Annotated in this window: 21 protein-coding genes and 1 pseudogene; 10 read left to right on the forward strand and 12 right to left on the reverse strand. The window is 73.4% G+C overall.

Annotated elements, in window-relative coordinates:
* Positions 1 to 8: 8 nt before the first annotated feature.
* From AB8A24_RS04980 to AB8A24_RS04990, 3 genes are read right to left on the reverse strand one after another with little or no spacing between them, the layout of a single operon-like run.
* Positions 9 to 1,025, reverse strand: a complete 1,017-nt coding sequence (locus tag AB8A24_RS04980; RefSeq protein ID WP_328964582.1) for a serine/threonine-protein kinase — start codon at positions 1,023 to 1,025, stop codon at positions 9 to 11.
* A gap of 2 nt (positions 1,026 to 1,027) precedes the next feature.
* Positions 1,028 to 1,759, reverse strand: coding sequence for a hypothetical protein (locus tag AB8A24_RS04985; protein WP_328964581.1), 732 nt, complete (start codon positions 1,757 to 1,759; stop codon positions 1,028 to 1,030).
* Positions 1,760 to 1,764: 5 nt separating this feature from the next.
* Positions 1,765 to 4,167, reverse strand: a complete 2,403-nt coding sequence (locus AB8A24_RS04990) for an FHA domain-containing protein (protein ID WP_369474871.1) — start codon at positions 4,165 to 4,167, stop codon at positions 1,765 to 1,767.
* A gap of 179 nt (positions 4,168 to 4,346) precedes the next feature.
* Here AB8A24_RS04990 and AB8A24_RS04995 point away from each other — a divergent pair, with 179 nt between their 5' ends.
* The 5 genes from AB8A24_RS04995 (at position 4,347) to AB8A24_RS05015 (ending at position 9,599) form a co-directional block, all read left to right on the forward strand.
* Positions 4,347 to 5,381 carry a cation diffusion facilitator family transporter gene (locus AB8A24_RS04995; protein WP_369474873.1) on the forward strand — a complete coding sequence of 345 codons (1,035 nt, stop codon included), beginning with the start codon at positions 4,347 to 4,349 and terminating at the stop codon, positions 5,379 to 5,381.
* Positions 5,382 to 5,439: 58 nt separating this feature from the next.
* Positions 5,440 to 5,919, forward strand: coding sequence for an NUDIX domain-containing protein (locus AB8A24_RS05000; protein WP_328964578.1), 480 nt, complete (start codon positions 5,440 to 5,442; stop codon positions 5,917 to 5,919).
* A gap of 48 nt (positions 5,920 to 5,967) precedes the next feature.
* Positions 5,968 to 7,221 (forward strand): Tm-1-like ATP-binding domain-containing protein, encoded by a 1,254-nt coding sequence (locus tag AB8A24_RS05005; RefSeq protein ID WP_369474908.1) that lies wholly within the window; start codon positions 5,968 to 5,970, stop codon positions 7,219 to 7,221.
* A 144-nt stretch (positions 7,222 to 7,365) separates the two neighbouring features.
* Positions 7,366 to 8,976 (forward strand): serine/threonine-protein kinase, encoded by a 1,611-nt coding sequence (locus AB8A24_RS05010; protein WP_369474876.1) that lies wholly within the window; start codon positions 7,366 to 7,368, stop codon positions 8,974 to 8,976.
* Positions 8,973 to 9,599 carry a hypothetical protein gene (locus AB8A24_RS05015; protein ID WP_328964576.1) on the forward strand — a complete coding sequence of 209 codons (627 nt, stop codon included), beginning with the start codon at positions 8,973 to 8,975 and terminating at the stop codon, positions 9,597 to 9,599. The genes AB8A24_RS05010 and AB8A24_RS05015 overlap by 4 nt, the downstream gene beginning before the upstream one ends.
* Here AB8A24_RS05015 and AB8A24_RS05020 read toward each other — a convergent pair.
* Entirely contained in the window at positions 9,577 to 9,927 is a 351-nt protein-coding gene (locus AB8A24_RS05020; protein WP_369474877.1) for a DUF6191 domain-containing protein, read from the reverse strand. The two genes, AB8A24_RS05015 and AB8A24_RS05020, sit on opposite strands and share 23 nt — an antisense overlap.
* A 158-nt stretch (positions 9,928 to 10,085) precedes the next feature.
* A complete protein-coding gene (locus tag AB8A24_RS05025; protein WP_328964574.1) occupies positions 10,086 to 11,375 on the reverse strand; it encodes a bifunctional GNAT family N-acetyltransferase/ATP-binding protein in 1,290 nt (429 codons plus the stop codon).
* Positions 11,376 to 11,533: 158 nt separating this feature from the next.
* On the opposite strand from AB8A24_RS05025, the gene AB8A24_RS05030 reads away from it, so the two are divergent.
* From AB8A24_RS05030 to AB8A24_RS05040, 3 genes are all read left to right on the forward strand, one after another.
* A complete protein-coding gene (locus tag AB8A24_RS05030) occupies positions 11,534 to 13,009 on the forward strand; it encodes a glycosyltransferase family 39 protein (RefSeq protein WP_369474878.1) in 1,476 nt (491 codons plus the stop codon).
* A 140-nt stretch (positions 13,010 to 13,149) separates the two neighbouring features.
* A complete protein-coding gene (locus AB8A24_RS05035) occupies positions 13,150 to 13,914 on the forward strand; it encodes a serine protease (protein ID WP_369474880.1) in 765 nt (254 codons plus the stop codon).
* A 355-nt stretch (positions 13,915 to 14,269) separates the two neighbouring features.
* Positions 14,270 to 15,496: a cytochrome P450 gene (locus tag AB8A24_RS05040; protein WP_266387928.1), complete on the forward strand. Its 1,227-nt coding sequence runs from the start codon at positions 14,270 to 14,272 to the stop codon at positions 15,494 to 15,496.
* A gap of 99 nt (positions 15,497 to 15,595) precedes the next feature.
* Here the strand turns inward: AB8A24_RS05040 and AB8A24_RS05045 are convergent, their stop codons facing one another.
* From AB8A24_RS05045 to AB8A24_RS05065, 5 genes and pseudogenes are all read right to left on the reverse strand, one after another.
* Positions 15,596 to 16,780 carry an acyltransferase family protein gene (locus AB8A24_RS05045; RefSeq protein ID WP_369474883.1) on the reverse strand — a complete coding sequence of 395 codons (1,185 nt, stop codon included), beginning with the start codon at positions 16,778 to 16,780 and terminating at the stop codon, positions 15,596 to 15,598.
* Positions 16,781 to 16,905: 125 nt separating this feature from the next.
* A complete protein-coding gene (locus AB8A24_RS05050) occupies positions 16,906 to 17,388 on the reverse strand; it encodes an NUDIX domain-containing protein (protein ID WP_369474884.1) in 483 nt (160 codons plus the stop codon).
* Between the two features lie 37 nt (positions 17,389 to 17,425).
* Complete coding sequence (gene lnt, locus AB8A24_RS05055; RefSeq protein WP_369474885.1) at positions 17,426 to 19,051, reverse strand: apolipoprotein N-acyltransferase; 1,626 nt, start codon at positions 19,049 to 19,051, stop codon at positions 17,426 to 17,428.
* A gap of 195 nt (positions 19,052 to 19,246) precedes the next feature.
* Positions 19,247 to 19,762: a hypothetical protein gene (locus AB8A24_RS05060; RefSeq protein ID WP_328966079.1), complete on the reverse strand. Its 516-nt coding sequence runs from the start codon at positions 19,760 to 19,762 to the stop codon at positions 19,247 to 19,249.
* A gap of 201 nt (positions 19,763 to 19,963) precedes the next feature.
* Positions 19,964 to 20,428: pseudogene (locus tag AB8A24_RS05065) on the reverse strand (FAD-dependent oxidoreductase); the annotation flags it as partial.
* Between the two features lie 86 nt (positions 20,429 to 20,514).
* Here AB8A24_RS05065 and AB8A24_RS05070 point away from each other — a divergent pair.
* Positions 20,515 to 21,201 carry a TetR/AcrR family transcriptional regulator gene (locus AB8A24_RS05070; protein ID WP_369474886.1) on the forward strand — a complete coding sequence of 229 codons (687 nt, stop codon included), beginning with the start codon at positions 20,515 to 20,517 and terminating at the stop codon, positions 21,199 to 21,201.
* Positions 21,198 to 22,124 (forward strand): ADP-ribosylglycohydrolase family protein, encoded by a 927-nt coding sequence (locus AB8A24_RS05075; protein ID WP_328964567.1) that lies wholly within the window; start codon positions 21,198 to 21,200, stop codon positions 22,122 to 22,124. The genes AB8A24_RS05070 and AB8A24_RS05075 overlap by 4 nt, the downstream gene beginning before the upstream one ends.
* Here the strand turns inward: AB8A24_RS05075 and AB8A24_RS05080 are convergent.
* Together AB8A24_RS05080 and AB8A24_RS05085 are read right to left on the reverse strand one after the other, a co-directional pair.
* Positions 22,094 to 23,734: an ABC-F family ATP-binding cassette domain-containing protein gene (locus tag AB8A24_RS05080; RefSeq protein ID WP_369474888.1), complete on the reverse strand. Its 1,641-nt coding sequence runs from the start codon at positions 23,732 to 23,734 to the stop codon at positions 22,094 to 22,096. The two genes, AB8A24_RS05075 and AB8A24_RS05080, sit on opposite strands and share 31 nt — an antisense overlap.
* A gap of 165 nt (positions 23,735 to 23,899) precedes the next feature.
* Positions 23,900 to 24,691 (reverse strand): glutamate racemase, encoded by a 792-nt coding sequence (locus AB8A24_RS05085; RefSeq protein WP_369474889.1) that lies wholly within the window; start codon positions 24,689 to 24,691, stop codon positions 23,900 to 23,902.
* Positions 24,692 to 24,714 lie beyond the last annotated feature (23 nt).

Here is a 24,714-nt window from a genome sequence, read left to right on the forward strand (position 1 = left end):
GGAGCGGATCAGGCCGTCCTGCCGGACGTCGGCGGGTCGAACACCGGGAGCGCCCATGACGGCACCGGCGGCGGGGCGGGCAGGTCGGCTCGCGCGGCCTGCGCCGCCTCGCCGTCGCCGGGCAGCCCGGTCGTCGGCGGTCGGCCGCCCTCTCCCGCCCGCCGCAGGGCCCCGGTGAACTCCAGACAGCTGTTCCACCGGTCGTCCGGCGACTTCGCCAGCGCCTTCGCCAGTACCTCGTCGACCGCCTCCGGCAGGTCCGGCCGCCGCGAGCTCAGCGGGGGCGGCGCGTCGTACTGGTGGGCCCACAGCAGGGCGATGTCGTCGTCCCGCTGGAAGGGCGGTTCCCCGGCGAGGGCCTCGTAGACGACGCACCCCAGGCTGTAGACGTCGCAGCGGCCGTCGACGGGCTTGCCGGAGATCTGTTCCGGCGCCACGTAGGTCACGGTCCCGACGAACTGCCCGTCGGTCGTGAACCCGGTCAGGGACAGCGATTTCTTCGTCAGTCCGAAGTCCGTGAGGTAGGCGTGTTCCGGGTGGTCCCGGTCCGTGCCCGGCGCGATCAGGATGTTGCCCGGTTTCACGTCCCGGTGGACCAGGTCGTGGGCGTGTGCCGCGTCCAGCGCGGAGGCCACCTGGCCGGCGATCCGCGCGACCGTCGCCACCGGCAGCGGGCCCGTCCGGTCCAGCATCACCCGCAGGTCAGGTCCCTCGACGAGGCGCATGGCGATGTAGAGCAGCCCGTCCGCCTCCCCCGCTTCGAACACGGGCACGATGTGCGGGTGCTCGATGGTCGCGGCCACCCTCGACTCGTGGGCGAAGCGCTGCCTGAAGGTGTCGTTCCGGGCCAGCTCGGGAGCCAGCAGTTTCAGTGCCACCCGCCGGTCGAGGCGCAGGTCCCGTGCCTCGTAGACGACGGCCATGCCGCCGCGCCCGATCTCGCTCTCCACCAGGTACCCGGCGATCTGCTGCCCGCGCAGGTCGGTGGGGGACCCGCCGGCGGGCTCCGCGCGTTCCTCGGCCACCGTCAGTCGCCTCCGGGGTCGCGGGTGTCCACGATCCGGGTCGGGTCATGGGAACCCGACCGGTCGGACTGCTCCCCGGGCCGTTCGCGCGGGACTCCGACCGCGTCGGTCGGGGTCCGTTCCCTGCGTACGGCGTCTTCGCCGCCCGGATGCACCTCCGTGGGCGGCACCTCCGTGGGGGGCGGCGGCCGGCCCCCGGGTTCGGGCGCGGCGGGGGCCCCCGGTCCGGCGACGACCGCGTAGGTCGTCATACGGTCCCCGTCGTCGTACAGCCACCGGCCCGAATTCTCGTCGTAGAGCCACACCGACTCGCCGTCGATGACCACTCCGGCCCGCAGTCCGCGTACGGAGCGGCGGAAGGCATCGGTGTCGATCCGGCCCGAGGCGAGCTCGTCCACGGCCCGCCGGTAGCGTTCCAGCGCCTCGGAGCCCCGGGTCAGCAGCGGCCGCGGGTCCTCGGAGCGGACCGGGGGCCGTCCGCCGGCCGTCGGCGGCGGGTGCGGCACGGCGACCAGGAGCCGTCCGTCCACCCAGGCGGACCAGCCGTTGGCGCACAGGACCTCCCCCCACTCCCCGCGCCGGGACAGCAGTTGCACGGGCAGGAACGGGTCCAGGGGCACGGTCGGCCGGGAGACGTCGGGGCTCTCCCAGGCGGACAGCCCCTCCTGTGGCACCACATGGGTGGGCCGGAAGTCCGCCACCTCGCCTCCGGGGTATCCCAGCGGGCTGCTCATGAGGCCTACTTCCGCATGATGGTCGGCTCGTGGCGGCGCAGCAGCCGGACGACCAGCACGCCGAACAGCACGGACAGGACGACGAGCATGCCCATCTCGAGGAGCCACAGGTGGGCCTCGTGGTCGAACAGCGGATCCTGGGTGATCTTGCCGGGCACGATCGCCCCGAGGTCGATGGTGCCCGCCATCGCTCCCATGGCCCACCGGGCCGGTACGAACCAGGCCAGCTGTTCGATGACGGGGACGCCGGTGAGTTTCAGCAGGGAGCCGCAGAAGACGACCTGGACGATCGTGAGGAGGACCAGCAGCGGCATGGTGACCTCCTCCTTGGTCACCAGGGCGGAGATCAGCAGGCCGAGCAGCATCGCGGTGAGGGACAGCAGGGCGACGGCGAGAGTGATCTCGATCAGTGGTGGCATGAAGTTGCCCCGGCCGCCGGGGGCGTTGATGGTGACTCCGGCGAGGCCGACGAGGGTGAGGACCACGGCCTGGGCGACGGTGATCGCGCCGAGGACCACGACCTTGGACATCAGGTAGGCCGACCGGGACAGGCCGACGGAACGCTCGCGCTGGTAGATGACGCGTTCCTTGACGAGTTCGCGCACCGCGTTGGCGGCGCCGATCAGAACTCCGCCCACGCACAGGATGAACAGGGCGTTCAGGGCCGTCTCGGCGTTGAGGGTGTTGCCGGCCAGTGCGCGGGTCATGGCGCCCATGACGAACGGCAGCGCGACCATGATGGCCAGGAAGGTGCGGTCGGACCGGAGCACGGCGGTGTACCGGCGGATCAGGGTGGAGAGCTGGGAGCCCCAGCTCTGGGCCTTGGGCCGTGGCTGCGGCGGGACGCCGGCGGCCCGTTCGGCCTGGGACGTGAGCGGGGGTCGGCCGGCGGCGACGTCGATGTGGCGGCGCTGCAGCGGCGAGGCCCGGTATTCCCCGGCCCAGTCGCGGTCGCGCTGGTTCTCGAATGCTTCGAAGGCCTCGGGCCACTGGTCGAAGCCGAAGAAGTCGAGGGCCTCCCCGGGGGCGCCGAAGTAGGCGATGCGCCCACCGGGCGCGAGGACCAGCAGGCGGTCGCAGCCTTCGAGGTTGAGCACGCTGTGGGTGACGACGATGACCGTGCGGCCGTCGTCCGCGAGGTCGCGCAGCATGTTCATCACCGAGCGGTCCATTCCGGGGTCGAGTCCGGAGGTGGGCTCGTCCAGGAAGAGCAGGGACGGCTTGGTGAGCAGTTCCAGGGCGACGGAGACGCGTTTGCGTTGGCCGCCGGAGAGGCTGTGGATGGGCAGGTCGGCGCGTTGTTCGAGGCCGAGTTCACCGATCACCTCGTCGACCCGGGCCTGGCGTTCGGCCTTGGCGGTGTCCTGCGGGAAGCGCAGTTCGGCGGCGTAGGTGAGGGCGCGCCGGACGGTGAGCTGGGAGTGCAGGATGTCGTCCTGCGGGACGAGGCCGATACGGCTGCGCAGCTCGGCGTAGTCGCGGTAGAGGTCGCGCCCGTCGTACAGGACGGTGCCCCGGTCGGCGGGGCGCAGGCCGGTCAGTGCGCCGAGCAGGGTGGATTTGCCGGCTCCGCTGGGGCCCACGACGGCGAGCAGGCATTTGGCGCCGACCGGGAAGGAGACCTGGTCGAGGAGGGTCTTGCGGCCGCGGTCGACGACGACGGTGAGGCCCTGTACGTCGAGGGAGACCTCGCCGGTGTCCACGTACTCCTGGAGCTGGTCGCCGACGAGGCAGAAGACCGAGTGGCCGATGCCGACGATGTCGCCTTCGGTGACGGGAGTGGCCCGGGTGACGGCGGCGCCGTTGAGGTAGGTGCCGTTGTGGCTGCCGAGGTCGAGGATCTCGTAGCTGCCGTCGGCGAGGGCGTGCAGTTCGGCGTGCCGGCGGGACACGGTGAGGTCGTCGACGACGAGGTCGCTGTCGGGGGCTCGGCCGATGCGGACGGTGGTACGGACGGGCAGCGGTCGTACGGTCGTCGGCTGCCGGAAGGTACCGGTCATGGACGGGTTCGCGACCTGGGACGGCCGGCCGGTGCCCGCCGCGGGGGGTGGCGGGGGTGGTGGCGGAGGCGGGGGCGCCGCCGGGGGCGCGGCGCCGATGACGGCGGCGCGCGGCCCGTCGTCGACGCTGCCGAAGCGCAGTTCGGTGCCTACGCCGACGCTCCACTCGTGGACCCGGTGGCCGTCGGCGTAGGTGCCGTTGGTGCTGCCCTCGTCCTCCAGCGTCCAGTGGTCGCCGTCCGGGCGCAGGATCGCGTGGTGCCAGGAGACGCGGGCGTCGTCGAGGCAGATCTCGCAAAGGGGGTCCCGACCGACGTGGTAGATCCGGTCAGGATCCATCTCGGTGGCGCCCCAGTCGGTCACGAGGACGAGCTGGGGCGCGGTCGGCACACCGGGGCGCTGGACCATGACCAGATTTTCCCACGATCCCGAAGGTCCGGCACCGGTCGGGCATCGTCGCAGGTCAGAGCCCTCTTATGGGTAATGACAACGGTCCCCGTTGCAGCCTTTGCCGATCCCGCCGGGGTGCGCTTCACTTCACGCGACGGAACCGAACACACGGGTGCCGCGACGAGACGGGGGACGCCATGAGTGGGCACGACCACGCGCACGACGGCCACGGACACGGACCCGGGTCGGATGGCCACGGCCACGGACCCGGAGGGCACAGCCACGGCGTGTCGGCGGACGCCGACCGGCGCTGGCTGGCAATCGCGCTCGCCCTGATCGGCGGGTTCATGGCCGTCGAGGTGGTCATCGGTGTCATGGCCAACTCGCTGGCCCTGATCTCGGACGCGGCCCACATGCTGACCGACGCCGTCTCGATCGTCCTGGCGCTGATCGCCATGCGGCTGGCCGCGCGCCCCGCCCGCGGCGGTTTCACGTACGGCCTCAAGCGGGCGGAGATACTCTCCGCCCAGGCGAACGGGCTGACGCTGATCCTGCTGGCGCTCTGGTTGGCGTACGAGGCCGTGCGGCGGCTGATGAACCCGCCGCCCGTGGAGGGCGGGCTCGTCGTGGTGACGGCGCTCGCGGGTATCGTCGTCAATGTGGCCGCGGCCTGGTGCATCTCCCGGGCGAACCGTTCCGCGCTCGTCGTCGAAGGCGCCTACCAGCACATCCTGAACGACCTGTTCGCCTTCATCGGGACCGCGATCGCCGGTGTGATCGTGCTGACCACCGGTTTCCGGCAGGCGGACGCGATCGCCACGCTGGTCGTGGTGGTGCTGATGCTCAAGGCGGGATACGGGCTGGTCCGCGAGTCCGGCCGGATCCTCCTGGAGGCCTCTCCGGCCCATGTGGACCCGGACGCGGTCGGCGACCGGCTGGCCGGGCACCCGCCCGTCACCGAGGTGCACGACCTGCACATCTGGACGATCACCTCGGGTCAAGCGGCGCTGTCCGCGCACGTGCTGGTGGAGCCGGCGGGCGACTGCCACGCGGTCCGCCGGGACCTGGAGGCGCTGCTCGACAAGGAGTACGGGATCACGCACACCACCCTCCAGGTGGATCACGCGCAGGACTCCCTCCTGACGGTCGGCCGCACGGGCGGCGGCGCGTCCGACGCGCACTGCGCGGACTCGCACGGTCCCGTCCACCGGCAGGGACCGCACGACCACTGACGGCGGAACGCGTACCGCACGTCATTGGCACGGGTCCGTACGGGGCATGGATGGACCCATGACGCACAAACGCAGTGCCGGACTGCTCCTCTTCCGGCGGACCGGTACGGAGGCGGAGCCCGGTGTCGAGGTACTCCTCGGACACATGGGCGGCCCGCTCTGGGCCGGGCGGGAAGCCGGTGGCTGGGCCATCCCCAAGGGTGAATACGGACCGGAGGAGACTCCGCGGGACGCGGCCCGCCGGGAATTCACCGAGGAGATCGGGCTGCCCCCGCCGGAGGGCGCGTACCTGCCGCTGGGCGAGGTGCGGCTGACCAGCGGAAAGCTGGTGACCATCTGGGCGGTGGAGGCGGATCTCGACCCCGCGCTGATGGTGCCCGGGACCTTCTCGATGGAGTGGCCGCCGCACTCCGGGAACGTCCAGGACTTCCCGGAGCTGGACCGGGTGGCCTGGTTTGCTCCGACACCGGCGCAAAACATGCTGATCCCCTCCCAACTCCCCTTCCTGGAGCGACTGTTGGGTCTCCTGAAGGTTTGACCCACACTTGCACTTGCCAACACCCTTACCTGCATGGACATTGCACACATGACGAACGTCGTGCTGGTGGGAACCTTGGACACCAAGGGTGTGGAGTACGGCTGGCTGCGCGAGAGGCTGCTGCGCGCCGGCGTCGAAGTGGTACTGGTCGACACAGGAATCATGGGCGAACCCCGGGTGCCCGCCGACGTCCCACGTGACGCGGTGGCCCGGGCAGCGGGAACGGAACTGTCGGAACTGCGCACGGCCGCCGACCGGGGTGCGGCCGTGACCACCATGGCGAGGGGCGCGGAGGCGACCCTCTTACGCCTGCACGACGAGGGCCGGCTGCACGGGGTGCTCGCCATCGGCGGCAGCGGCGGCACCTCCATCGCCACCCGGGCGATGCGCGCCCTGCCGTTGGGCGTACCCAAACTGATGGTCTCGTCCATGGCGTCCGGCGACGTCCGCCCCTACGTGGGCTCCTCGGACATCACCATGATGTACAGCGTGGTGGACATCGCGGGGATCAACAGCGTCTCCGCACCGATCCTGGCGAACGCCGTGGCGGCGATCACCGGGATGGCCCGGTCCTACGCCCGCACCTCCCCGGAGAGCCGCCCGCCCCGGCTGGGCACGGGCGGCCGCCCCCTGATCGCGGCGAGCATGGCGGGCGTGACCACGGCCGGGGTGGACGCGGCGCGCGAGCGGCTGACGGAACTCGGCTACGAGGTCCTGGTCTTCCACGTCAGCGGCACCGGCGGCCGCACCCTGGAGACCCTGGCCGGCCAGGGAGTGTTCGCCGGCGTCCTCGACCTCACCCTCAGCGAGCTCGCCGACGACCTGTGCGGGGGCATCCTCAGCGCGGGCCCCGACCGGCTCAGCGCGGCCGGGCGGGCCGGAGTCCCGCAGGTGGTGAGCCTGGGGGCGCTGGACATGGTGAAGTTCGGCCCGCTGGAGAGCCTGCCCCGGCAGGTCCGCGACCGGGGCGTCCACGTCCACAATCCGTCCATCACCGTGACCCGTACGACCCCGGCCGAGTGCGCGGAACTCGGCCGCCGGGTCGCCGCCAAACTGCGCGTGGCGAACGGACCCACGGCGGTCTGCGTCCCGCTCCGTGGACTGTCCACGCTCGGCGCACCGGGCGGGCCGTACCATGACGCCGGCGCGGACCGGGCCTTGTTCTCGGCGCTGCGCCAGGGCCTGCGGGGAAGTGCCACCAGGCTCTACGACTACGACACGCACATCAACGATCCGGCCTTCGGGCAGGCGGCGGCCGACCGGCTGCACGCCATGATCGGCGCGCTGTCGGCCGCGGCCTGAGCCAACCGCCGTGGTGGGGAACCGGCCACGGCGGAAACCACGTCCCTTGGGGCGTCCGGTCCGGGGAGGCCGGCGGACACCGGTCCCGGACCGGTCGTCCGAGCGAATGCGGCGGCGCCACACGGCAGGCAGGGGGCGGGAACGATGAAGGACACGAGGGCGGCATGGTCGGTCCCCGGTTACACCGAGGTCCGTGAGCTCGGCTCGGGCGGCAGCGGCCGCGTGGTGCTCGCCGTCCACGACGGTACGGGCACCCCGGTCGCGGTGAAGTACCTCAGCGACCGGCTGCGCCAGGATCCGGCCTTCGTCGGCGAGTTCCGGGCCGAGGCCCGCCTCCTGGGCGGGCTGCAGACCCCGTACGTGGTCAGGCTCTACGAGTACGTGGAGGCGTCCGGCGGCGCCGCCATCGTCATGGAGCTGGTGGACGGGATCTCCCTGCGCGCCCTGCTGAAGCAGTCCGGGCGGGCCGACGCCGAAGCCGCGCTGGTGGTCCTCAAGGGCTCCCTGCTGGGGCTCGCGGCGGCGCACCGGGCGGGCGTGGTCCACCGCGACTACAAACCGGAGAACGTGCTGGTCGCGCCGGACGGCTCGTCGAAGCTGGTGGACTTCGGGATCGCGGCGAACCGGGGCAGCACGCCCGGCGTGGCCGGCACCCCCGCCTACATGGCTCCCGAGCAGTGGCAGGGCCGGCCGGCCTCGCCCGCGGCCGACGTGTACGCGGCGACGGCGACCTTCTTCGAGTGCCTCACCGGCCGCAAGCCCTTCGACGGGGAGAACTTCGCCGAGCTCGCCGTCCAGCACATCGAGGCACCGGTACCGGAGACCGAGGCGCCCGAGCCCGTACGTCCGTTGATCCGGCGCGGCCTCGCGAAGGCGCCGGAGCAGCGGCCGGAGAACGCCGAGGCGTTCGTGGCCGAGCTGGAGGGCGTGGCGCTGGCGGCGTACGGGCCCGAGTGGGAGGAGCGCGGACAGCGCAAGCTGGCGGCGCTGGCCGCCCTGCTGCCGCTGCTGTTCCCTTCGGCGGGCGGCTCGGCGGCGGGTACCACGGCGGTCGCCACGACCACGGTGCCCAGCGGTTCCGGCTGGGCACCGGGCCGTCGCGGTTGGCTCGCGGCGGGTGTGGCGCTGGTGCTGGGAACCGTGCTGGTCCTGACGACGGACGCGATCGGCGCGGCCCCGGACGCGGCCTCGGCGGTGAGCGCCTTCGCCACGACGAGCGCGGCCCCGCCCGGCTCGGCCTCGCCGAGCCCGAGCCCGAGCGAGTCCGCCTCCCCTTCGCCGAGTCCGAGCCCCTCCGCGTCCCCGAGCCCTTCGCCGTCCGCGTCCGCGTCGCCGTCCGCTTCTCCGTCCTGGTCGACGAGCCCCACCCCGCAGCCGACGGTGAGCTCGTCACCCACGCCCACGCCGACCCCGGCACCGACGCCCACGCTGAAGGTCACGGACGTCTCCGTGTCGCTCAAGACCGGGGTCTACCGGGGCGACGCCACCATCTCGGTCACCTCCCAGGGCACCGGTTCGGTCACCGTGACGGTGGAGTGGTTCCTGGGCGGCGCGCAGGGCTCCTACTCCGTCGCCGACGGCACGGAGTCGTTCGTGGTCCCGGCCGGGTCGACGGCCACCCAGGTCAGGTCCCACGCCTTCGCGCGCGACCGTGGCTGCTACGGCGGGGTCCGGGTCACCACCAAGCCCACCGCCGGGAACAAGTCCGCGTCGGCCTCGCAGTACCTGCTGCGCTGCCAGGAGGTACCCCGATGAGCGGTTCCGGCGCCCCCGAAGGCGACGACTACAGCGCCACCGTCCTCGGCAGCCACTGGTTCAGCGGCCCCCCGGACGCGACCAAGAGGATGGCGCCCGAGCCGGTGGCTCCCGACCGGGTCGAGGGCTCCGTGCTCCGGTTCGGTCCCGGGGTCACCGCGGCCATGCCCGCGCCGTTCCCCCTCGACGCCGTGATGGCCGTCGTACCGGCGCCCCGGCGGCGCCGCCTGGCGGGCCTGCGGCGGTACGCCCTGGCGGCGTTCGTCCTGGCCGGGGTCCTCGCGTACCTCGGGTGGCAGCGGTTCGGGCCCGGCATCGAGGTCCGGGACGTGGCCGTGCGTACGGATCCCAAGGGCCCGGCCTGTGACGCGGCGGCCGATGTGGTGGCCGTCGTGGCGACCAACGGGCGCCCGGGCATCCTCACCTACCGGTGGGTGCGCAGCGACGGAACCCGGTCCGAGCAGCTGACCGAGCGGGTGCCGCGGGGTCAGCGGGAGGCCCGGCTGCACCTGCTGTGGACCTTCAAGGGCACGGGGAGCTACCCGGCCGAGGCGGAGCTGCAGCTGGTGTCGCCCGGACAGCGCACGGCCGCGGTGGACTTCACGTACCGCTGTACCCCGTAGTCGGCGCGGCGGCCGTGCCGGCGTCGGGCAGTCGGATGACGGCGAGGCCGCCGTCGAGGTCGACCCGGGTGCGCGGCGGTGCGCCGTCCTCCTCGTCGTCGCGCATGACGAGGGCGCTCTGCCGCTCCTTGAGCTCGTTCTGCTTGCCCGGCGAGAAGCTGGCGTGCAGCTGCTCGAAGCCGGTGGCGGATATCTGCCCCTGGCGGCCGTTCCACCGCCAGGGCAGCAGTCCGGCGCGGCCCGCACGGACCAGTGCCAGGTCGAGGAAGGCCACGGCGGTGAGCACCAGAGCCAGACCGGGAAGGGTCATGAAGATGACGAAGCCCATGCGGTGACGGTAGCCGAGCCGGCTTTCAGCCGTGCGGCCGAGGGACTGCCGAGTGCGCGCGGGAGGCCCGCGGCCACGTCCGTGCGTGGCCGCGGGCCGTTCCGCGTTCCGCCCCCGCCGCAACCGGGGGACGGAAGTCAAGGGCTGTGACCGGGGGGTCAGAACCGGGCGTGCGCGGTGATGTCCGCCTCGAACTCGCCCGTCATCGCCGGGGTCACCGTCGGCCGGCACTGCCGGACCGCCGCCAGGTGGTCCGCCGTGGTGGCGCCCAGCTGTGCGGCCGCCGCGCCCCGCGCGCCCACCGCCTCCAGGTCCCGCTCGAAGGACACCTGCGCCGCGATCCGCGCCGCGTGCTCGATGTCGGCCGGGGTGAACAGTTCGGTGGCCGCCACCAGGGCGTTCACGTCGATGTCCGCGCGGCCCGCCGTGTAGCGGGACCAGATCGCGGCGCGCGCCCCCGCGTCCGGCGTGCCGATGGGGATGAGGTAGTCGAAGCGCCCGGGCCGCAGGAAGGCCGGGTCCAGGGAGCGGATGGAGTTGGTGGCGCACACCAACAGCCGCTCGTCGCCCTCCCGGAAGCCCGGTATCAGCTTCAGCAGCTCGTTCGTCACCCCGTGGATCCCGCCGGGCCGGCCGGGTTCGGTCCGTACCGGGGCGATCTCCTCGACCTCGTCGATGAAGACGAGGACGCGCTCCAGCTCGGCGATCCGGGCGAAGGCGTCGCGCAGCGCGGCCGCCAGGTTGCCCTCGTCGGCGAGGCGGGAGGGCAGCAGTTCCACGAAGGGCCAGCCGAGCCGGGAGGCGATGGCCCGGGCGAAGGTGGTCTTGCCGGTGCCGGGCGGGCCGAAGAGGGTGATGGCGCGCGGCGGCCGCACGCCGTGCGAGGCGGCCCGCTCTGGCTCGGCGAGCGGCAGCACCACGCGCCGCTCGATGAGGTCCTTCTCCTTCTCCATGCCGGCGACCTTGGCCCACAGGTCGTTGGGGAGGAAACGGCCGCCCAGGTCGTCGAGGAGGCCGGCGGCCGGTCCGTGCAGCGGCTCGGTCTTCTCGAAGTAGGCGACGGCCGGCTGCCGGGTGTACCCGGCGTTGAGGAGGCCCTCGCCGAGCATGTCCTCCTCCGGCAGGACGTACGCGATGCGGCCGACGCGGGCGGCGATGAGCCGTCGCTCCAGTTCCACGAGCAGGGCGCTGGCCAGGCCCCGGCCGCGCCAGCCGGAGGCGATCGCGATACGCATGACCCAGGCCCGTTCGCCGGTGACGCAGGCGAGCGCCGCGCCGATGGGGACGCCCTGGTGGACGGCGACCACACAGGGCTGGCGGTCGGTCAGCGCGCTGATGCACTCGGCGAGCGAGAAGACGGACTCCTGGCCGAGTTCGGCCGTGGTGTCGATCAGATGGACCACTGTCGCGAGATCGCTCTCGCGGTAGTCGTGGATGAGCCAGTTCACCGGGTACCGCCCCTCGTTCGTGCTCCTGCGGCGAGGCTAGGGGCGGCGGGCCGGACGATCACGCTCCGTGGTGCACAACACCCGGTCCGGAAACCGTCCGTGGCGTCCATAGACTGTGCTTTCCGCCGACGCCCCGCACCGAGGATCCGCACACCTTCATGCCTTCCGACATACCCCACACAACCGAATCCCGTTCTCGGCGCGTTCTGGTGTGGCTGGTCCCGCTGTTGTGGACCTTGGGGCTCGGTCTGTGGGGGCTCTCCCGGCAGGACAGCGTGTGGCGGGACGAGGCGGCGACCTGGCAGGTGGCGGGGCGGTCGGCGGGTGAGATATGGGCGATGCTGGCGAACGTGGACGCCGTGCACGGGCTCTACTACCTGCTGATGCACGGCCTCTTCGAGGTCTTCGGGGCGAGCACGACGACCCTGCGGTTGCCGTCGGTGCTGGCCGTCTCCGCCGCCGCGGCGTGCGTGGCCCTGATCGGGCGGCGCCTGGCCGGGTTCTGGGCGGGGCTCGGCGGCGGGCTGACCCTGGGACTGCTGCCGGCGGTCCAGTTCTACCTCCAGGAGGGCCGCCCGTACGCGCTGGTCGCGGCGGGGGCCGGGCTCTCCACACTGCTGTTGGTCTCGCTCCTGGAGCGCGGGCCCGGGCGGCGGGCCTGGCCGCGCTGGGTGGCGTACGCGATCGCCGTGCTGGTGTGCGCCCTGCTGAACTGGCTGTCCTTGCTGGTCCTGCCCGCGCACGCGGCGACCCTGGGGTGGGTGCGGGCCGGGCGGCGGATGTGGCTGCGCTGGGCGGCGTACGGCTCGGGCGCGGTGGCCGGGGCGCTGCCGCTGATCCTGTTCAGCCGCCGCCAGTCCGAGCAGGTGTCCTGGATACCGCCACTGACCTGGACCATGCTGATCGGGCCGGGGATCCTCCTGGCGATCGGCGGCCTGGGCGCGTGGGCGGGCCGGGCCCGGCGGGCGGACCGCAAGGCGCTCTCGGTGGCGGCGGTGGGCCTGCCGCTGCTGGCGGTGCCGCAGCTCGGGCTGATCGGGCTGTCCCTGGTGCAGCCGCTGTTCCAGGACCGGTACGTGCTGTTCAGCATGGTGGGGCTGGCGCTGCTGATCGGCGCCGCCCTGGGGGCCGCCGTACGGGCCTGCGCGCCGCGCCTGCCGAGGGCGGCGGGGCTGGTGGTGCCGGGCGTGGTCGGTGTCTCGGTGCTGGCCCTGCTGCCGGTGGAGCTGGACAAGCGGGCTCCGGCCAGCCGGATCGACGACGTGCTCGCGGTGGCCGGCGAGGTGGCCGGGCTGAAGCGGGACGGGGACGCGGTGCTGTTCGTGCCGGCCGCGCGGCGGGACACGGCGCTGGTCTCGCCCGGCGCCTTCGGAGGGCTGGCCGATGTGGCGCTGGCCGCGTCACCGGCCGCCTCGGCCACCTTGAAGGGCGAGGAGGAGGACCCCGCGCGGATCCGGGCGGCGCTGCTCGGGCAGCGGCGGGTGCTGCTGGTGACGGACGCGGAGAAGGTGGCGAAGGCGCCGTCGGCGGACCGGGACAAGGCCAAGGCGGCGGTCCTGCGGGAGCACTTCGCGGTGGTGGCGGACCGGCAGGTGCGGGGGCGCCGGGTGACGGTCTACGAGCGGCGTGGATAGCCGCCGATCGGCCGCCGACATCCGACATAGCGGGGCCTGTCCGGGCATGCCCCGGCCTTCACACGAGCTTCACAGGATTCACAGGGAATTCATACGGAACTCCATCCTCCGGACATAGGTTCGGCGGGCAGGGTGGAAAAATGATCCACTCCACGCTCCCCCGAACGGCCCGGCGCACCCGTGCGCGGCGGGCGTCCCGGATCCTGCTCGCGCTGGCCGCGATGGGCGCGCTGCTGGGCGTGGACGTGCCCGACGCCGGACCGCCGCTCGGCGTGACCGGGTGGGCCCCGCGCGGCACGACCACCGACCGGGTGGGGGCGATCTTCGCGGGCGGGCCGGACGGCGGACACCACTGCACCGCCTCCGTGGTGCACAGCGAGCGGGGCGATGTGATCGCCACGGCCGCGCACTGCCTGGAGAGCCCGGACACCACCCTCTTCGCGCCGGGCTACCGCGACGGCAAGGCCCCGTACGGGTTCTGGAAGCTCACCGGCGCGTACCTCGCTCCGGGCTGGACGGACGGCCAGGACCCGGACGACGACATCGCCTTCGCGACGGTGGCCCCGGTGGACGGCGGGCGGACCGAGGCCGTGGAGGACCTCGTGGGCGGTTTCGCGGTCGCCCCCGAGCCCCCGGACGACGCCACGGTGACGATCATCGGCTACCCGCGGAGCCTGGAGGCCCCGGTGCGCTGTGCGAACACCACCGCCCTCTTCTCGGCGACCCAGCGCCGGATCGGCTGCCCGGACCTCACCGGCGGCACCAGCGGCAGCCCCTGGCTGGTGGACGGTGCGCTGGCCGGGGTGCTCGGCGGCTACGAGGGCGGCGGGAGCCTCCCGGAGATCTCGTACAGCGCGGTACTGGGCGATCGGGCGGCAAAGCTGTACCGGGAAGCACGGTCCTGAGGCCGTCGGGCTGAGGCCGAAGGGCCCTGAGGCCGAAGGGCCCCGAGGCCGAAGGGGCGGACGACCGTCCAGGTGTGTCGTCCGGGGCGTCGCCGATGAACTCCCAGGAGTCCGTCGAACCCCATGGATCGCCTCATGTCGCGGGCGGCAGGGACGCGTTCAGGCGTAGGTGCCGGAGCCCTGGCGACGGGGGTCGGTGTGGTGTTTCCTTGAAGGCGTTCAGCTGAACGGACACCACCGACCGGACCGTAATCCGCAGGCCTTCCCAGCGCGTCGGACCGGTGTCCGGCATACCGGGGCGAAGACGGAGCCGGCAGGGCCGGCGCGCCGGAGGCCAAGCTGATGGGGGATCTCCATGACCGCCGCGCACAACGTCCCGGACATCCTGTCGCAGAAGTTCGCCGAGAACCCGTACCCGACATACCGCGCCCTGCGCGACAGCCCGGAGCTCGTGTGGCACGAGGCGACGCAGAGCTATCTCGTCTCGCGCTACGAGGACGTGGCGCGGGTGTTCAAGGACAAGGAGTCGCTCTTCACCACGGACAACTACGCCTGGCAGGCGGAGCCCGTGCACGGGAAGACCCTGCTCCAGATGAGCGGCCGCGAGCACGCCACCCGGCGCGCCCTGGTGGCCCCCGCCTTCCGCGGCCACGAGCTCCGGGAGAAGGTCGTACCGCTCATCGAGCGCAACGCCCGCGAGCTGATCGACGGCTTCCGCGAGACCGGGGCCGTGGACCTCGTCAGCGGCTTCGCCTCTCACTTCCCCATCACGGTCATCGCCGACATGTTCGGACTGGACCGGTCCGGCCAGAAGCACATCGGCGGCTGGTACCGGGCCTTCGTGGCGTTCACCGCCAACCTGTCCGGCGACCCCGAATGCGCCGCGGCCGGAACCCGCGCCCAGGCCGAGTTCGCCGCGTACATGCTGCCGGTCATCCGCGAACGGCGGAGCCACCTCGGCGACGACCTGCTCTCCGCGCTCTGCACCGCCGAGGTCGACGGGGTGAGCATGAGCGACGAGGACATCAAGGCCTTCTGCAGCCTGCTCCTGACCGCGGGCGCCGAGACCACGGACAAGGCCGTCGCCGGCCTCTTCGCGAACCTCCTGGCCAACCCACGACAACTCGAGGCCGTCCGTCAGGACCGCGGACTCATCGACCGGGCCTTCGCGGAGACGCTGCGCTACAGCCCACCGGTCCACATGATCATGCGTCAGGCCGGCACCGACGTCCCGATGAGCGGAGGCACCATCCCCGCCGGAGCCACCGTCACCTGCCTGATCGGAGCGGCCAATCGCGATCCGGGACGGTATGCCGACCCGGACCGGTTCGACATCCTCCGCGACGACCTGACGGCGACCACCGCCTTCTCGGCAGCCGCGGACCACCTGGCGTTCGCCCTCGGACGGCACTTCTGCGTGGGGGCGCTGCTGGCCAAGGCGGAGGTGGAGATCGCCACGAACCAACTCCTCGACGCGATGCCGGACATGCGACCGGCCGACGGCTACGACCCGGCCGAGCAGGGTGTCTTCACCCGCGGACCGAAGTCCGTGCGCGTGGAGTTCACGCCGACCGTAGGCTGAGGCGACCGACAGCGGCGCCCCGCCCGGCACGTTCGACCCGGCCGGACAGCGGAAACGAACGCGGACAGGCAGGCCGAGGTCAGTGGCTGCCCTCCGTCGTCATCGAGACCAGCGGCCGGCCGGGATGCGTTCCGCGTCGGGGGCGGAGGGCTGTGCGGGGAGCAGTTCGATCGACGGACCGCGGGAGGAGTCCGCCCGGATGTCCCGCACCCCGCGGCGCAGTCCGTCGCGCAGCCGTCGGCCGAGCGGGCGTTCCACGAGCCGGTGGATCAGCCAGGCGAGCGCCAGCATCGTGGCGGTCACCCCGATGACCAGGGGTACGGGAGCCACCTCGCGGCGGAAGTGATGGATGAGGGTGAGCCCGGCCATCATGTGGATCAGGTAGAGCGGGTAGGTGAGCGCTCCGGCGTGCGGGAGCCAGCGCCACCGGACGCCGTCGAGGGCGCCGAGCGCGATGGCCGCCATCAGGGCGAAGCCGAGCGCGACGACCAGATGGGCGGGCCAGGCGGGCGTCCGCTCGGTGGCCGCCCGGCCCAGACTGGAGATCATGCGGGCGTGCACGTAGTGCTGCGCGAGCAGGAACTGGACGCCTACGACGGCCCACAGGACGGCGTTCGGCCGGAAGCGGCGCATCAGGTAGAAACCGATGCCGGCGATGAAGTAGGGGGACGAGGACGCGGACGCGAAGAAGGACAGCACGCCGCTGTCCGCGCTGGGGGCCACGACGCCGGCCAGCGTCCAGGCCGCACAGAACAGGACGCAGTTGCGGTAGGTCACGCCGCGCATGACCACGATCGCGAACAGGACGTAGAACTTGAGCTCGACGAAGAGCGTCCAGTACGCGTCGTCGATGTTCGGGACCCCGACGCCGCCCTGGAGCATCGACAGGTTCACCATGACGTCGCTGAACCGGCCGGCCGTCCTGACCTCGGGAGATGCGAACAGCACGAGGGAGGTGAAGGCCACGGCCGCCCAGTAGGCGGGGAAGAGCCGGGAGATCCGGGACACCGCGAAGTCGCCCACGGTGCGGCCCCAGGCGCTCATGCAGATGACGAACCCGCTGACCAGGAAAAATATCTCGACGCCGAGCCAGCCGTAGACGGCGAACCGGTGGGCGTGCGGGAAGACCTCCGCGGGCGCCTTCCCCCAGGCGCTTTCGAGGGCGAAGTAGTGGTAGAAGAGCACGCCGAGCGCGGCGAGGACCCGGATCCCGTCGAGGACCGCCAGGCGCCCGCCGGGAACCGCTCCGGCCGCCGCGCGACCCTGGCCACCCGTCTCAGACACACCGGCTGCACTGCGCGAGGTCATCCCTCGACCGCCCCCTTGAATGTACGACTGTCCGATAACCGCTCTGGATCAGCGGAACCTTACAGCTCACGTACGCCCGGCTCACATCGCCGGCCCGGGAGTCAGACGAGACCGACGGGGGCCTCGAACCAGGTCGGCTCGTCGCGCAGCGCCCGGTGGATCCGGTCCAGGCCGAAGGGATCCAGCGGAGGCAGCGCGTCCACCTCGAACCAGGACACTTCGAGGGATTCGTGGTCGTTGGCCCGTGCCTCGCCGCCCGTCGCCCGGCAGCGGAAGGTGATGTCCTGGAACTGGCAGATGTCCCCGTTGGGGTAGGTCATCGGCTCCGTCATCTGGACGAGGACCACGCGCTCGACCACGCAGCGCACGGCCGTCTCCTCGTACACCTCGCGCACGGCGGTCTCGGCGGGCTGCTCCCCCGGCTCGGCGATTCCGCCGACCACGGCCCAGTGCCCGGTGTCGGAGCGCCGGCCGAGCAGAACCCGGCCGAGGTCGTCGAAGACGATGGCCGTGACTCCGGGCAGCAGGAGCAGCTGGTGCCCGGCGGTGGCGCGGATCCGGCGGATGAAATCGGGAGTGGTCATACCCCGACCCTATGAGGCCACCGGCCGGAATTTTGCCTCAGGCGGCGCGGCGCGAGCGGATCCGGCGGTTCAGGATCCACCCGAAGCCGCCCGCGGCCAGCAGGAGCAGCGCGTACTCCGGGAGCGGGCCGACGACGGTGGCCGGGGTGCGGCCGGAGCGCAGCGGGATCTCGGCCACCAGCGCGTCCGCGGTGAACATCTCGGTCTGCGAGACGATCTTCCCGTCGGGGCGGATGACGGCGCTGACCCCGCTGGTGACGGGGACGAGGACGGTCCGGCTGTGCTCGACGGCGCGGATCCGGTCCATGGCGAGCTGCTGGTAGGTCATCTGGGTCCGGCCGAAGGTGGCGTTGTTGCTCGGTACGGCGATCACCTGGGCGCCGGCCTGGACGGTGGAACGGACGGCGTCGTCGAAGGCGGCCTCGAAGCAGGTGACCATGCCGACGCCGCTCCCGGCCATGTCGAAGACGCCGGGTTCCTTGCCGGGACCGAAGTCGCGGCGCACCCGGTCCACGTCGGAGCTGAAGAGGCGGACGACGGAGCGCATCGGGATGCGCTCGCCGAAGGGCTGGATCTTGCGCTTGTCGTAGGTCACGGTGGGGCCCTTGACCGGGTCCCACAGGATCATCGTGTTGCGCAGCGGGCCCGTCTCCGGGGCCACCACGGCGCCGATGGCGACGGGCACCCCGATCGCCTTGACGGCCTGGTCGATGACGTCGCGGGCGTCGGGCTCGGCGTACGGGTCGAGGTCGGAGGAGTTCTCCGGCCAGACGACGAAGTCGGGCTTCCGGGCGCGCCCGGCCTTGACGTCCTCGGCGAGCTGGACGGTGCGCTTGGCGTGGTTGTCGAGGACGGCCCGGCGCTGGGAGTTGAAGTCGAGCCCGAGGCGGGGCACGTTGCCCTGGATGACGGCGACCACGGCGGTGCCGTCCTCGGCCGCGTCGGAGACCAGCGGGCGGGCGGCGAGGCCCACGCCGATCGGGGCGACGACGGTGAGCGCGGTCAGCGCGGCGGCGGTGCGGCCGGGGTGGCGGCGGGCGGTGCGCAGGGCTTCGTAGAGCCCGAATCCGCACAGGGCGACGCCGAAGGAGAGCAGCGGCGCGCCGCCGAGGGCGACGAGCGGGGTGAAGACGCCGTCGGCCTGGCCGAAGGCGAGCTTGCCCCAGGGGAAGCCGCCGAAGGGGGCCCGGGCCCGCAGGGCCTCGCCCGCGACCCAGACGGCGGCGGCGAACACCGGCCAGGCCGGGAGCCTGCTGACCAGGGCGATGCCCAGGCCGGTGAGGCCGATGAGGAGGGCTTCGAGGGTGCTCAGCGCGAGCCAGGGCACCGGGCCGACCTCCTCACCGGTCCAGACGAGGAGCGGCAGCAGGAAGCCGAGTCCGGCGAGGAGCCCGAGGCCGAAGCCGGCCCGGGCGCGGCGGTCGTGGACGCAGCCGGCGAGCAGGGCGAGGGCGAAGGGGGCCAGCCACCACAGCGGGCGGGGCGGGAAGCTGAGGTAGAGCAGCACGCCGGAGAGGGTGGCGAGCACGGCGCGCAGCAGCCACAGCCCCTTCCGGTTCGCGCCGGACCGGGCGGTCGCGGGGGGCGCGGCCGCCTCGGCCGGGGGCCCGTCGGCGGACTGCGAGGGCTCGTTCCCGGTCGCACGGGTGACACTGCTGCTCATCTGGCGGAGTGTACGTCCCCGCGCCTCGCGGGCCGGTAAGCGCCCGGCCGCGCTCCGTGGGACACCCCTCTACCGGGCCTACCCGATCCACCGGGTCCGGCGGGCCTACCGGGTCCAGCGGGTCTCGCGGGTCCAGCGGGTCCAGCGGGTCTACCGGGTCTACCGGGTCTACCGGGTCTACCGGGTCTACCGGGTCTACCGGGCGAGGGCGCGCAGATGGGTGCGGATGACGCGGACGGCGTTCTCGGCGTCGTCGACGGTGACGGTGAACCGCTTGCCGTCGTCGAGGACGAGCACCACTCCCTCGCCGCGCCGGACGATGATCGCGGTGCCCTTCTCGGGGCGCCAGCGATGGCCCCAGCCGCCCCATTGCTGCGGGGTGATGCTGGGGACGAACTCGGCGGAGGTGACCTCGGTGAGCCGGATCCTGCGGCGGGGCACCCCTATGTGGCCGCAGCGCACCTCCATGGCCTCGGCGTCGACGGTGACGGCGACGTGCACGAAGGCGAGGGTGCCGTAGAGGATGAGCAGCCCGACGGCGAGGCATCCGATCACGGACATGAGCAGCGGGATGATGCCGGCGGTCCATGCGTAGTCGACGGCGAGTTCGACACCGAGCGCCAGACAGGCCGCACCGATGGCGGCGAGCAGCCACTGCACACGGTTGGTGGCGCGGCCCGCCCAGAGCGGACCCGGAGGGTGACCCGTCATGAGTAGCAGCGTACTCACGTTCCGCTTGCCCGCCACCGTCTCCCGCCCACTCGGTGCAGTGCGGCTCCCGCGCCGCGGACGAGCGCGTCGCGCAGGGCCGGGTGGCGGCCGGTCATGAAGCGGTGCAGGTTCCGGGAGGCGAAGGCGACCCGCTGGGCGCTGCGGCGACGCTCGGTGTCGTACGCGCCCAGCGCGTCGGGCAGCGCCGACGACCAGGTCGGCGGTGAGTGCGGCCGGGTCGGTGACGCGCCGGCCGTACGCGATCCGCCCGCCGCCGAGGCCGTCGAGGGCGGCGAGCAGCGCGTCGATGAGATGGGGCCGGGATATGAGCAGTTCGGGGCGGCCCGCACGGCGCTCGATCCGTTCGAGCGGGAGGGCGGCCAGCACCTTCCCGTCGGGGCGCCGGATCCGGGCTCCCCGGTACGGGACGGCCCGCGCCCGCAGCGCGTCGCCGAGGCCGAGCCGATCGAGCGCGGTCTGGGCGGTGGGGTGGATCCCGAAGGCGGTTCCGTAGCGTTCGAGCGCGGTGCGCCCTTCGAGGACGGTCACCTCCCAACCCGCACGGCGCAGGCCGATGGCGGTGGCGAGTCCGCCGACCCCCGCGCCGACGACCACGGCCGTACCCGCCGCCCGGTCCGGTGCCCGCCCGCTCACGGTGTCGCTCATGGCCGTCCCCCTTCGCCACCCCGTCCACGACCACCACAGCCGTGGTACTACACCTGTGGTACCACGGTTGTGGTTAAGCTGGCAACGTGAATCAGGATCGGAGGGACCGGCTGCGGGACGCGGCCATCGCCGTACTGGCGCGGGAGGGTGGGCGCGGGCTGACGCACCGGGCCGTCGACGCGGCCGCCGCCGTACCGACGGGCACCGCCAAGAACTACTTCCCGACCCGGGACGCCCTGCTGCGGGCGGCGGCCGAACGCTGCGCGGAGCAGTACCACGCACTGGCCGAGGCTCTGGCGGAGGCCGGCCCGGAGCAAGGGGCGGGGGCAGGGGCGGGGCCCGGAGCGGGGGCAGGGGCGGGGCCGACATCGGGGCCCGGAGCCGGACCGGAGGCGGGGCCCGCCGACGCGGCGCGGCTCGCGGCTCTGCTCGCGGCTCTGCTCGCGGAACTGCTGCGCAACACGGCCGGGCCGGGCCGCACCCGCGTACTGGCGTATCTGGAACTTCAGGCCGAGGCAGCGCGCCGCCCCTGGCTGGCCGCGCTGCTGGACCCGGTCGCGGCGGCGGATTTCGCGGCGCACGCGCACCTGCTGCGGACGGCCGGGCTGCCGGCCGGGCCGGAGCGGGCCCGCGCCCTGACCCTCGCCCTGCACGGTGCCATCCCCCACCTGCTGACCGGCGCCCCGGCCACCCTGGCGGCAGCCGGCCTGGACGACCTGGACCGTTTCACACGCGAACTGTTGGCGGCCGTGTGCCGGGAGGAGACCCGATGATCACCCGATCGGACCGGGCGGTGGGAGCCGTCGTCGGCTCGGCGGCCGGTGACGCGCTGGGCGCGCCCTACGAGTTCGGGGCGGCGGGCGAACTGAGCGCGCGCGGCGACGAGATGGCCGGGGGCGGCGGCTGGGACCCCGGTGAGGCCACGGACGACACGCAGATGGCCGTGCTCGTCGCGGAGTCCCTGCTGGAGTGCGGAGGTCTCGAACTCCCGGACATCTTCGGCCGGTTCCAGCGCTGGGCGGCGGGGCAGCCCAAGGACATCGGACTGCAGACCGAGGACGTGCTGACCAACGGCGAGTCCTGGGAGCTGGCCGCGGCCCTGCACTTCCGGATCAACGCGCGGGCCGCGGGCAACGGTTCCCTGATGCGGGCCGCCACCTCGGCGGTCTACTTCGCCCCCGCCGGGCGGGAGGGGACCATGGAAGCCGCCCGGCGGATCGCGGCGCTGACGCACGGCGACCGGGCCGCCTGGGAGGGGACCGCGATCCTGCACGAGCTCGTTCGCGTCGCCCTGGAAGGGGCCGATCCGATCGCCGCCCTGCCCGCGACGCTCGCCGCGGTGCACCCGGCCCACCGCGAGCGGTACGGCCGGGTGCTCGCCGCCGACTGGCATCCGGAGTCGGCCACCGAGTTCAACGGGGCGGTGTGGCCCTGCCTGGGCTCGGCCGTGTGGGCGCTGCGCACCACCACCTCCTTCGCGGAAGCCGTACGGGCCGCCGTGGACCTGGGCGGGGACACCGACACGGTGGCCGCGGTGACGGGGGCCCTGGCCGGGGCCCGGTACGGCCGGGCGGCGGTCCCCGAACACTGGACGGCGACGTTGCACGTGCCGCTCCCCGGCTTCGGGGACCGGGTGCTGGACGCGGACGACCTGCGCACGCTGGCTCAGCGGCTCGCGGCGGCCGGCTCCCGCTGAAGTTCCAGGCGCCGCCCGGGGAAGGCCGCGCGCAGCCGCCGGTCGTGCGTGACCAGCACCAGGGTGCCGCCGAAGTGGGCCAGGGCCGCCTCCAGTTCCTCCATCACGGCCGGGGCCAGGTGGTTCGTCGGCTCGTCCAACAGCAGCAGGTCGAGGGGGCGCGCCACCAGGTGGGCCAGCTCCAGCTTGCGGCGCTGCCCGGCCGAGAGGGCGCGTACGGGCCGGACGAGGTCGGCCGGGGCGAGCAGTCCGTGACCCGCCACCCGGTCGGCGCACTCCTGGCCGAACACCTCGACGACGGAGCGCGGTTCGCGCTGCCGCGGATCGTCCTGCCGGAGCAGCCCGACCCGCGGCGGCGTCCTCACGCTGCCCCGCGCGGGCTCCAGTTCACCCGCGAGCAGGTGCAACAGGGTGGACTTCCCGACGCCGTTGGGCCCCGTCACCAGCAGCCGCTCCCCCGGCGCCAGCGTGAGCGAGAGGGGCGCGAGCCGGCCCGGCAGGGCGACGTCGGCGACCTCCACCGCTCCCGTCTCCGCCCCCGCTCCCGCTCCCGCTTCCGCCGAGCCGTCGGTGAAGCGGCCGGTGAAGACGAGCGGGCGCGGGGGCGGCGGGACCGGGTGTTCGGTCAGCCGGGCCAGGCGTTCGCGGGCGGCGCGGATGCGGCTCGCGGCGCCGCGCGTGCGGGACCGGGCGCGGAATGCACCGGCTCCGCTGAAGCCGCGCGGCAGCTTGCGCGGGATCGCGGCGAACCGCCCGACATTGGTGTCGGCGAGCCGCTCGGCGCCCCGCACCTCCTCGCGCCACTGCTCGTACTCCCGCTCCCGGCGGGCCCGTTCGGCGGCGCGGCCCGTGCGGTAGCCCGCGTAGCCGTTGCCGTAGCGGCGTACCGTCCGGCGATCCTGGTCCACTTCGAGGACGGCGGTCGTGACGCGGTCGAGGAAGAGCCGGTCGTGGGTGACGGCGATGACGGTGCCGCGGTGGGTGAGCAGATGCTCCTCCAGCCAGGCGACCGCTTCGTCGTCGAGGTCGTTGGTGGGTTCGTCGAGCAGCAGCAGTTCCGGTTCGGCGGCCAGCGTCGCCGCGAGCGCGAGCCGGGAACGCCGGCCGCCGGACAGGGTGCCGAGCGGACGATCCGGGTCGAGCTCGGCACGTTCGCCGAGGCGGCGCAGGGTGGTCGCGACGCGCCGTTCGGCATCGCGACCGCCGCGCGCCTCGTAGGCGGCCAGGAGATCTCCGTAGGCGAGGAGCTCCTCGGGCGCGGCCCGGTGGAGCCGGGATTCCGCGGCGCGGATCCGGCGCTCCAGGGCGCGCAGGTCCGCGAGGGCGAGGTCGACGGCGTCGCCGACGCGAGCTGTCGGCGGGAGGTCGAGGGTCTGCGCGAGGTGCCCGACTCCGCCGGGGGCGGTGACGGCGACCTCTCCGTGGTCGGGGCGCTCCCGTCCGGCGAGGAGCCGGAGCAGGGTGGACTTGCCGGAGCCGTTGTCGCCGACGACGCCGACCCGCTCGCCGGGCCGGACCGTACAGCTGACGCGGTCCAGGACGACGCGGGTGTCGTAGCTCTTGGTGACCTCGGACAGGACGATCTGGGTGGTGGCGAGTGGAGCCCGCAAGGGCGATCCTCCTTCGAGATGCTTGAGACGAACCGTTCCGTCTCGTTACATGAGTAACCGTAGACCGGGCCCGCATCGCACGCAAGACGATTCGTCTCGCCAGGGGTGGGGCCGGGAGGTGGAGAGGTGGAGAGGTCGGGTCGGGAGGTCGGGAGGTCGGGCGCGTCAGCCGACGGGCGCGCCCTGGCCCGCGAGCAGTCGGCCTTCGGCGTACGCGAGCGCGGCGGCGGGCAGGGTTCCCTCGCGCCCGCTGCGCAGCACGACCAGTCCCCCCGTGCGGGGCAGGTCGGGCTCGGGTCGCAGACCCAGGCGGCGCAGCGCCTGGACCGCGACGGGCTCGGCGGAACCGTGGTAGATCAGCTCCGCGCCCTGGGTCCGCGCGGCGAGGGCGGCCCGGATGGATCCCTCGACCAGCTCGTAGTGCGTGCAGCCGAGCACCACGTCGGTGACATCGGCCGGGGTCAGCGCGGCGGCCGCGGCGACGGCGGCCGTCACGGCGGCGTCGTCGGCCTGTTCCACGGCATCGGCGAGCCCGGGGCAGGGCACCTCGGTGACCCGGGCCCCGGTGGCGAAGTCGCGGATGAGCCCGCGCTGGTAGGTGCTGCCGGTGGTGGCGGGGGTGGCCCAGATCGCCACGCGCCCGCCGGCGGCCGCGGCGGGCTTGATCGCCGGCACGGTCCCGATGACCGGGATGACCGGCTCCAGCTCGGCCCGTACGGCGTCCAAGGCGTGCACGGTGGCGGTGTTGCAGGCGACGATCAGCGCGTCCGGACGGTGCGCGGCGGCGGCCCGGGCGACGGCCAGTGCCCGCTCGGTGAGGTCGGCCGGGGTCCGCGGACCCCAGGGCATCCCGTCCGGGTCGGAGGACACGACCAGGTCGGCATCCGGCCGCAGCCGCCACACCGCCGCGGCCGCCGCGAGGAGGCCGATTCCGGAGTCCATGAGTGCGATCTTCACCCGGCCACCTTAATCGACCCCCG

Source organism: Streptomyces sp. BF23-19 (assembly GCF_041106355.1).
Classification (GTDB): Bacteria; Actinomycetota; Actinomycetes; order Streptomycetales; family Streptomycetaceae; genus Streptomyces; species Streptomyces virginiae_A.

Coding starts and splice junctions, on each gene's coding strand:
- AB8A24_RS04985 (WP_328964581.1), bottom strand. CDS start 1,759: ATGAGCAGCCCGCTGGGATACCCCGGAGGCGAGGTGGCGGACTTCCGG.
- AB8A24_RS04990 (WP_369474871.1), bottom strand. CDS start 4,167: ATGGTCCAGCGCCCCGGTGTGCCGACCGCGCCCCAGCTCGTCCTCGTG.
- AB8A24_RS04995 (WP_369474873.1), top strand. CDS start 4,347: ATGAGTGGGCACGACCACGCGCACGACGGCCACGGACACGGACCCGGG.
- AB8A24_RS05000 (WP_328964578.1), top strand. CDS start 5,440: ATGACGCACAAACGCAGTGCCGGACTGCTCCTCTTCCGGCGGACCGGT.
- AB8A24_RS05005 (WP_369474908.1), top strand. CDS start 5,968: ATGACGAACGTCGTGCTGGTGGGAACCTTGGACACCAAGGGTGTGGAG.
- AB8A24_RS05010 (WP_369474876.1), top strand. CDS start 7,366: ATGAAGGACACGAGGGCGGCATGGTCGGTCCCCGGTTACACCGAGGTC.
- AB8A24_RS05015 (WP_328964576.1), top strand. CDS start 8,973: ATGAGCGGTTCCGGCGCCCCCGAAGGCGACGACTACAGCGCCACCGTC.
- AB8A24_RS05020 (WP_369474877.1), bottom strand. CDS start 9,927: ATGGGCTTCGTCATCTTCATGACCCTTCCCGGTCTGGCTCTGGTGCTC.
- AB8A24_RS05030 (WP_369474878.1), top strand. CDS start 11,534: ATGCCTTCCGACATACCCCACACAACCGAATCCCGTTCTCGGCGCGTT.
- AB8A24_RS05035 (WP_369474880.1), top strand. CDS start 13,150: ATGATCCACTCCACGCTCCCCCGAACGGCCCGGCGCACCCGTGCGCGG.
- AB8A24_RS05040 (WP_266387928.1), top strand. CDS start 14,270: ATGACCGCCGCGCACAACGTCCCGGACATCCTGTCGCAGAAGTTCGCC.
- AB8A24_RS05050 (WP_369474884.1), bottom strand. CDS start 17,388: ATGACCACTCCCGATTTCATCCGCCGGATCCGCGCCACCGCCGGGCAC.
- lnt (WP_369474885.1), bottom strand. CDS start 19,051: ATGAGCAGCAGTGTCACCCGTGCGACCGGGAACGAGCCCTCGCAGTCC.
- AB8A24_RS05060 (WP_328966079.1), bottom strand. CDS start 19,762: ATGACGGGTCACCCTCCGGGTCCGCTCTGGGCGGGCCGCGCCACCAAC.
- AB8A24_RS05075 (WP_328964567.1), top strand. CDS start 21,198: ATGATCACCCGATCGGACCGGGCGGTGGGAGCCGTCGTCGGCTCGGCG.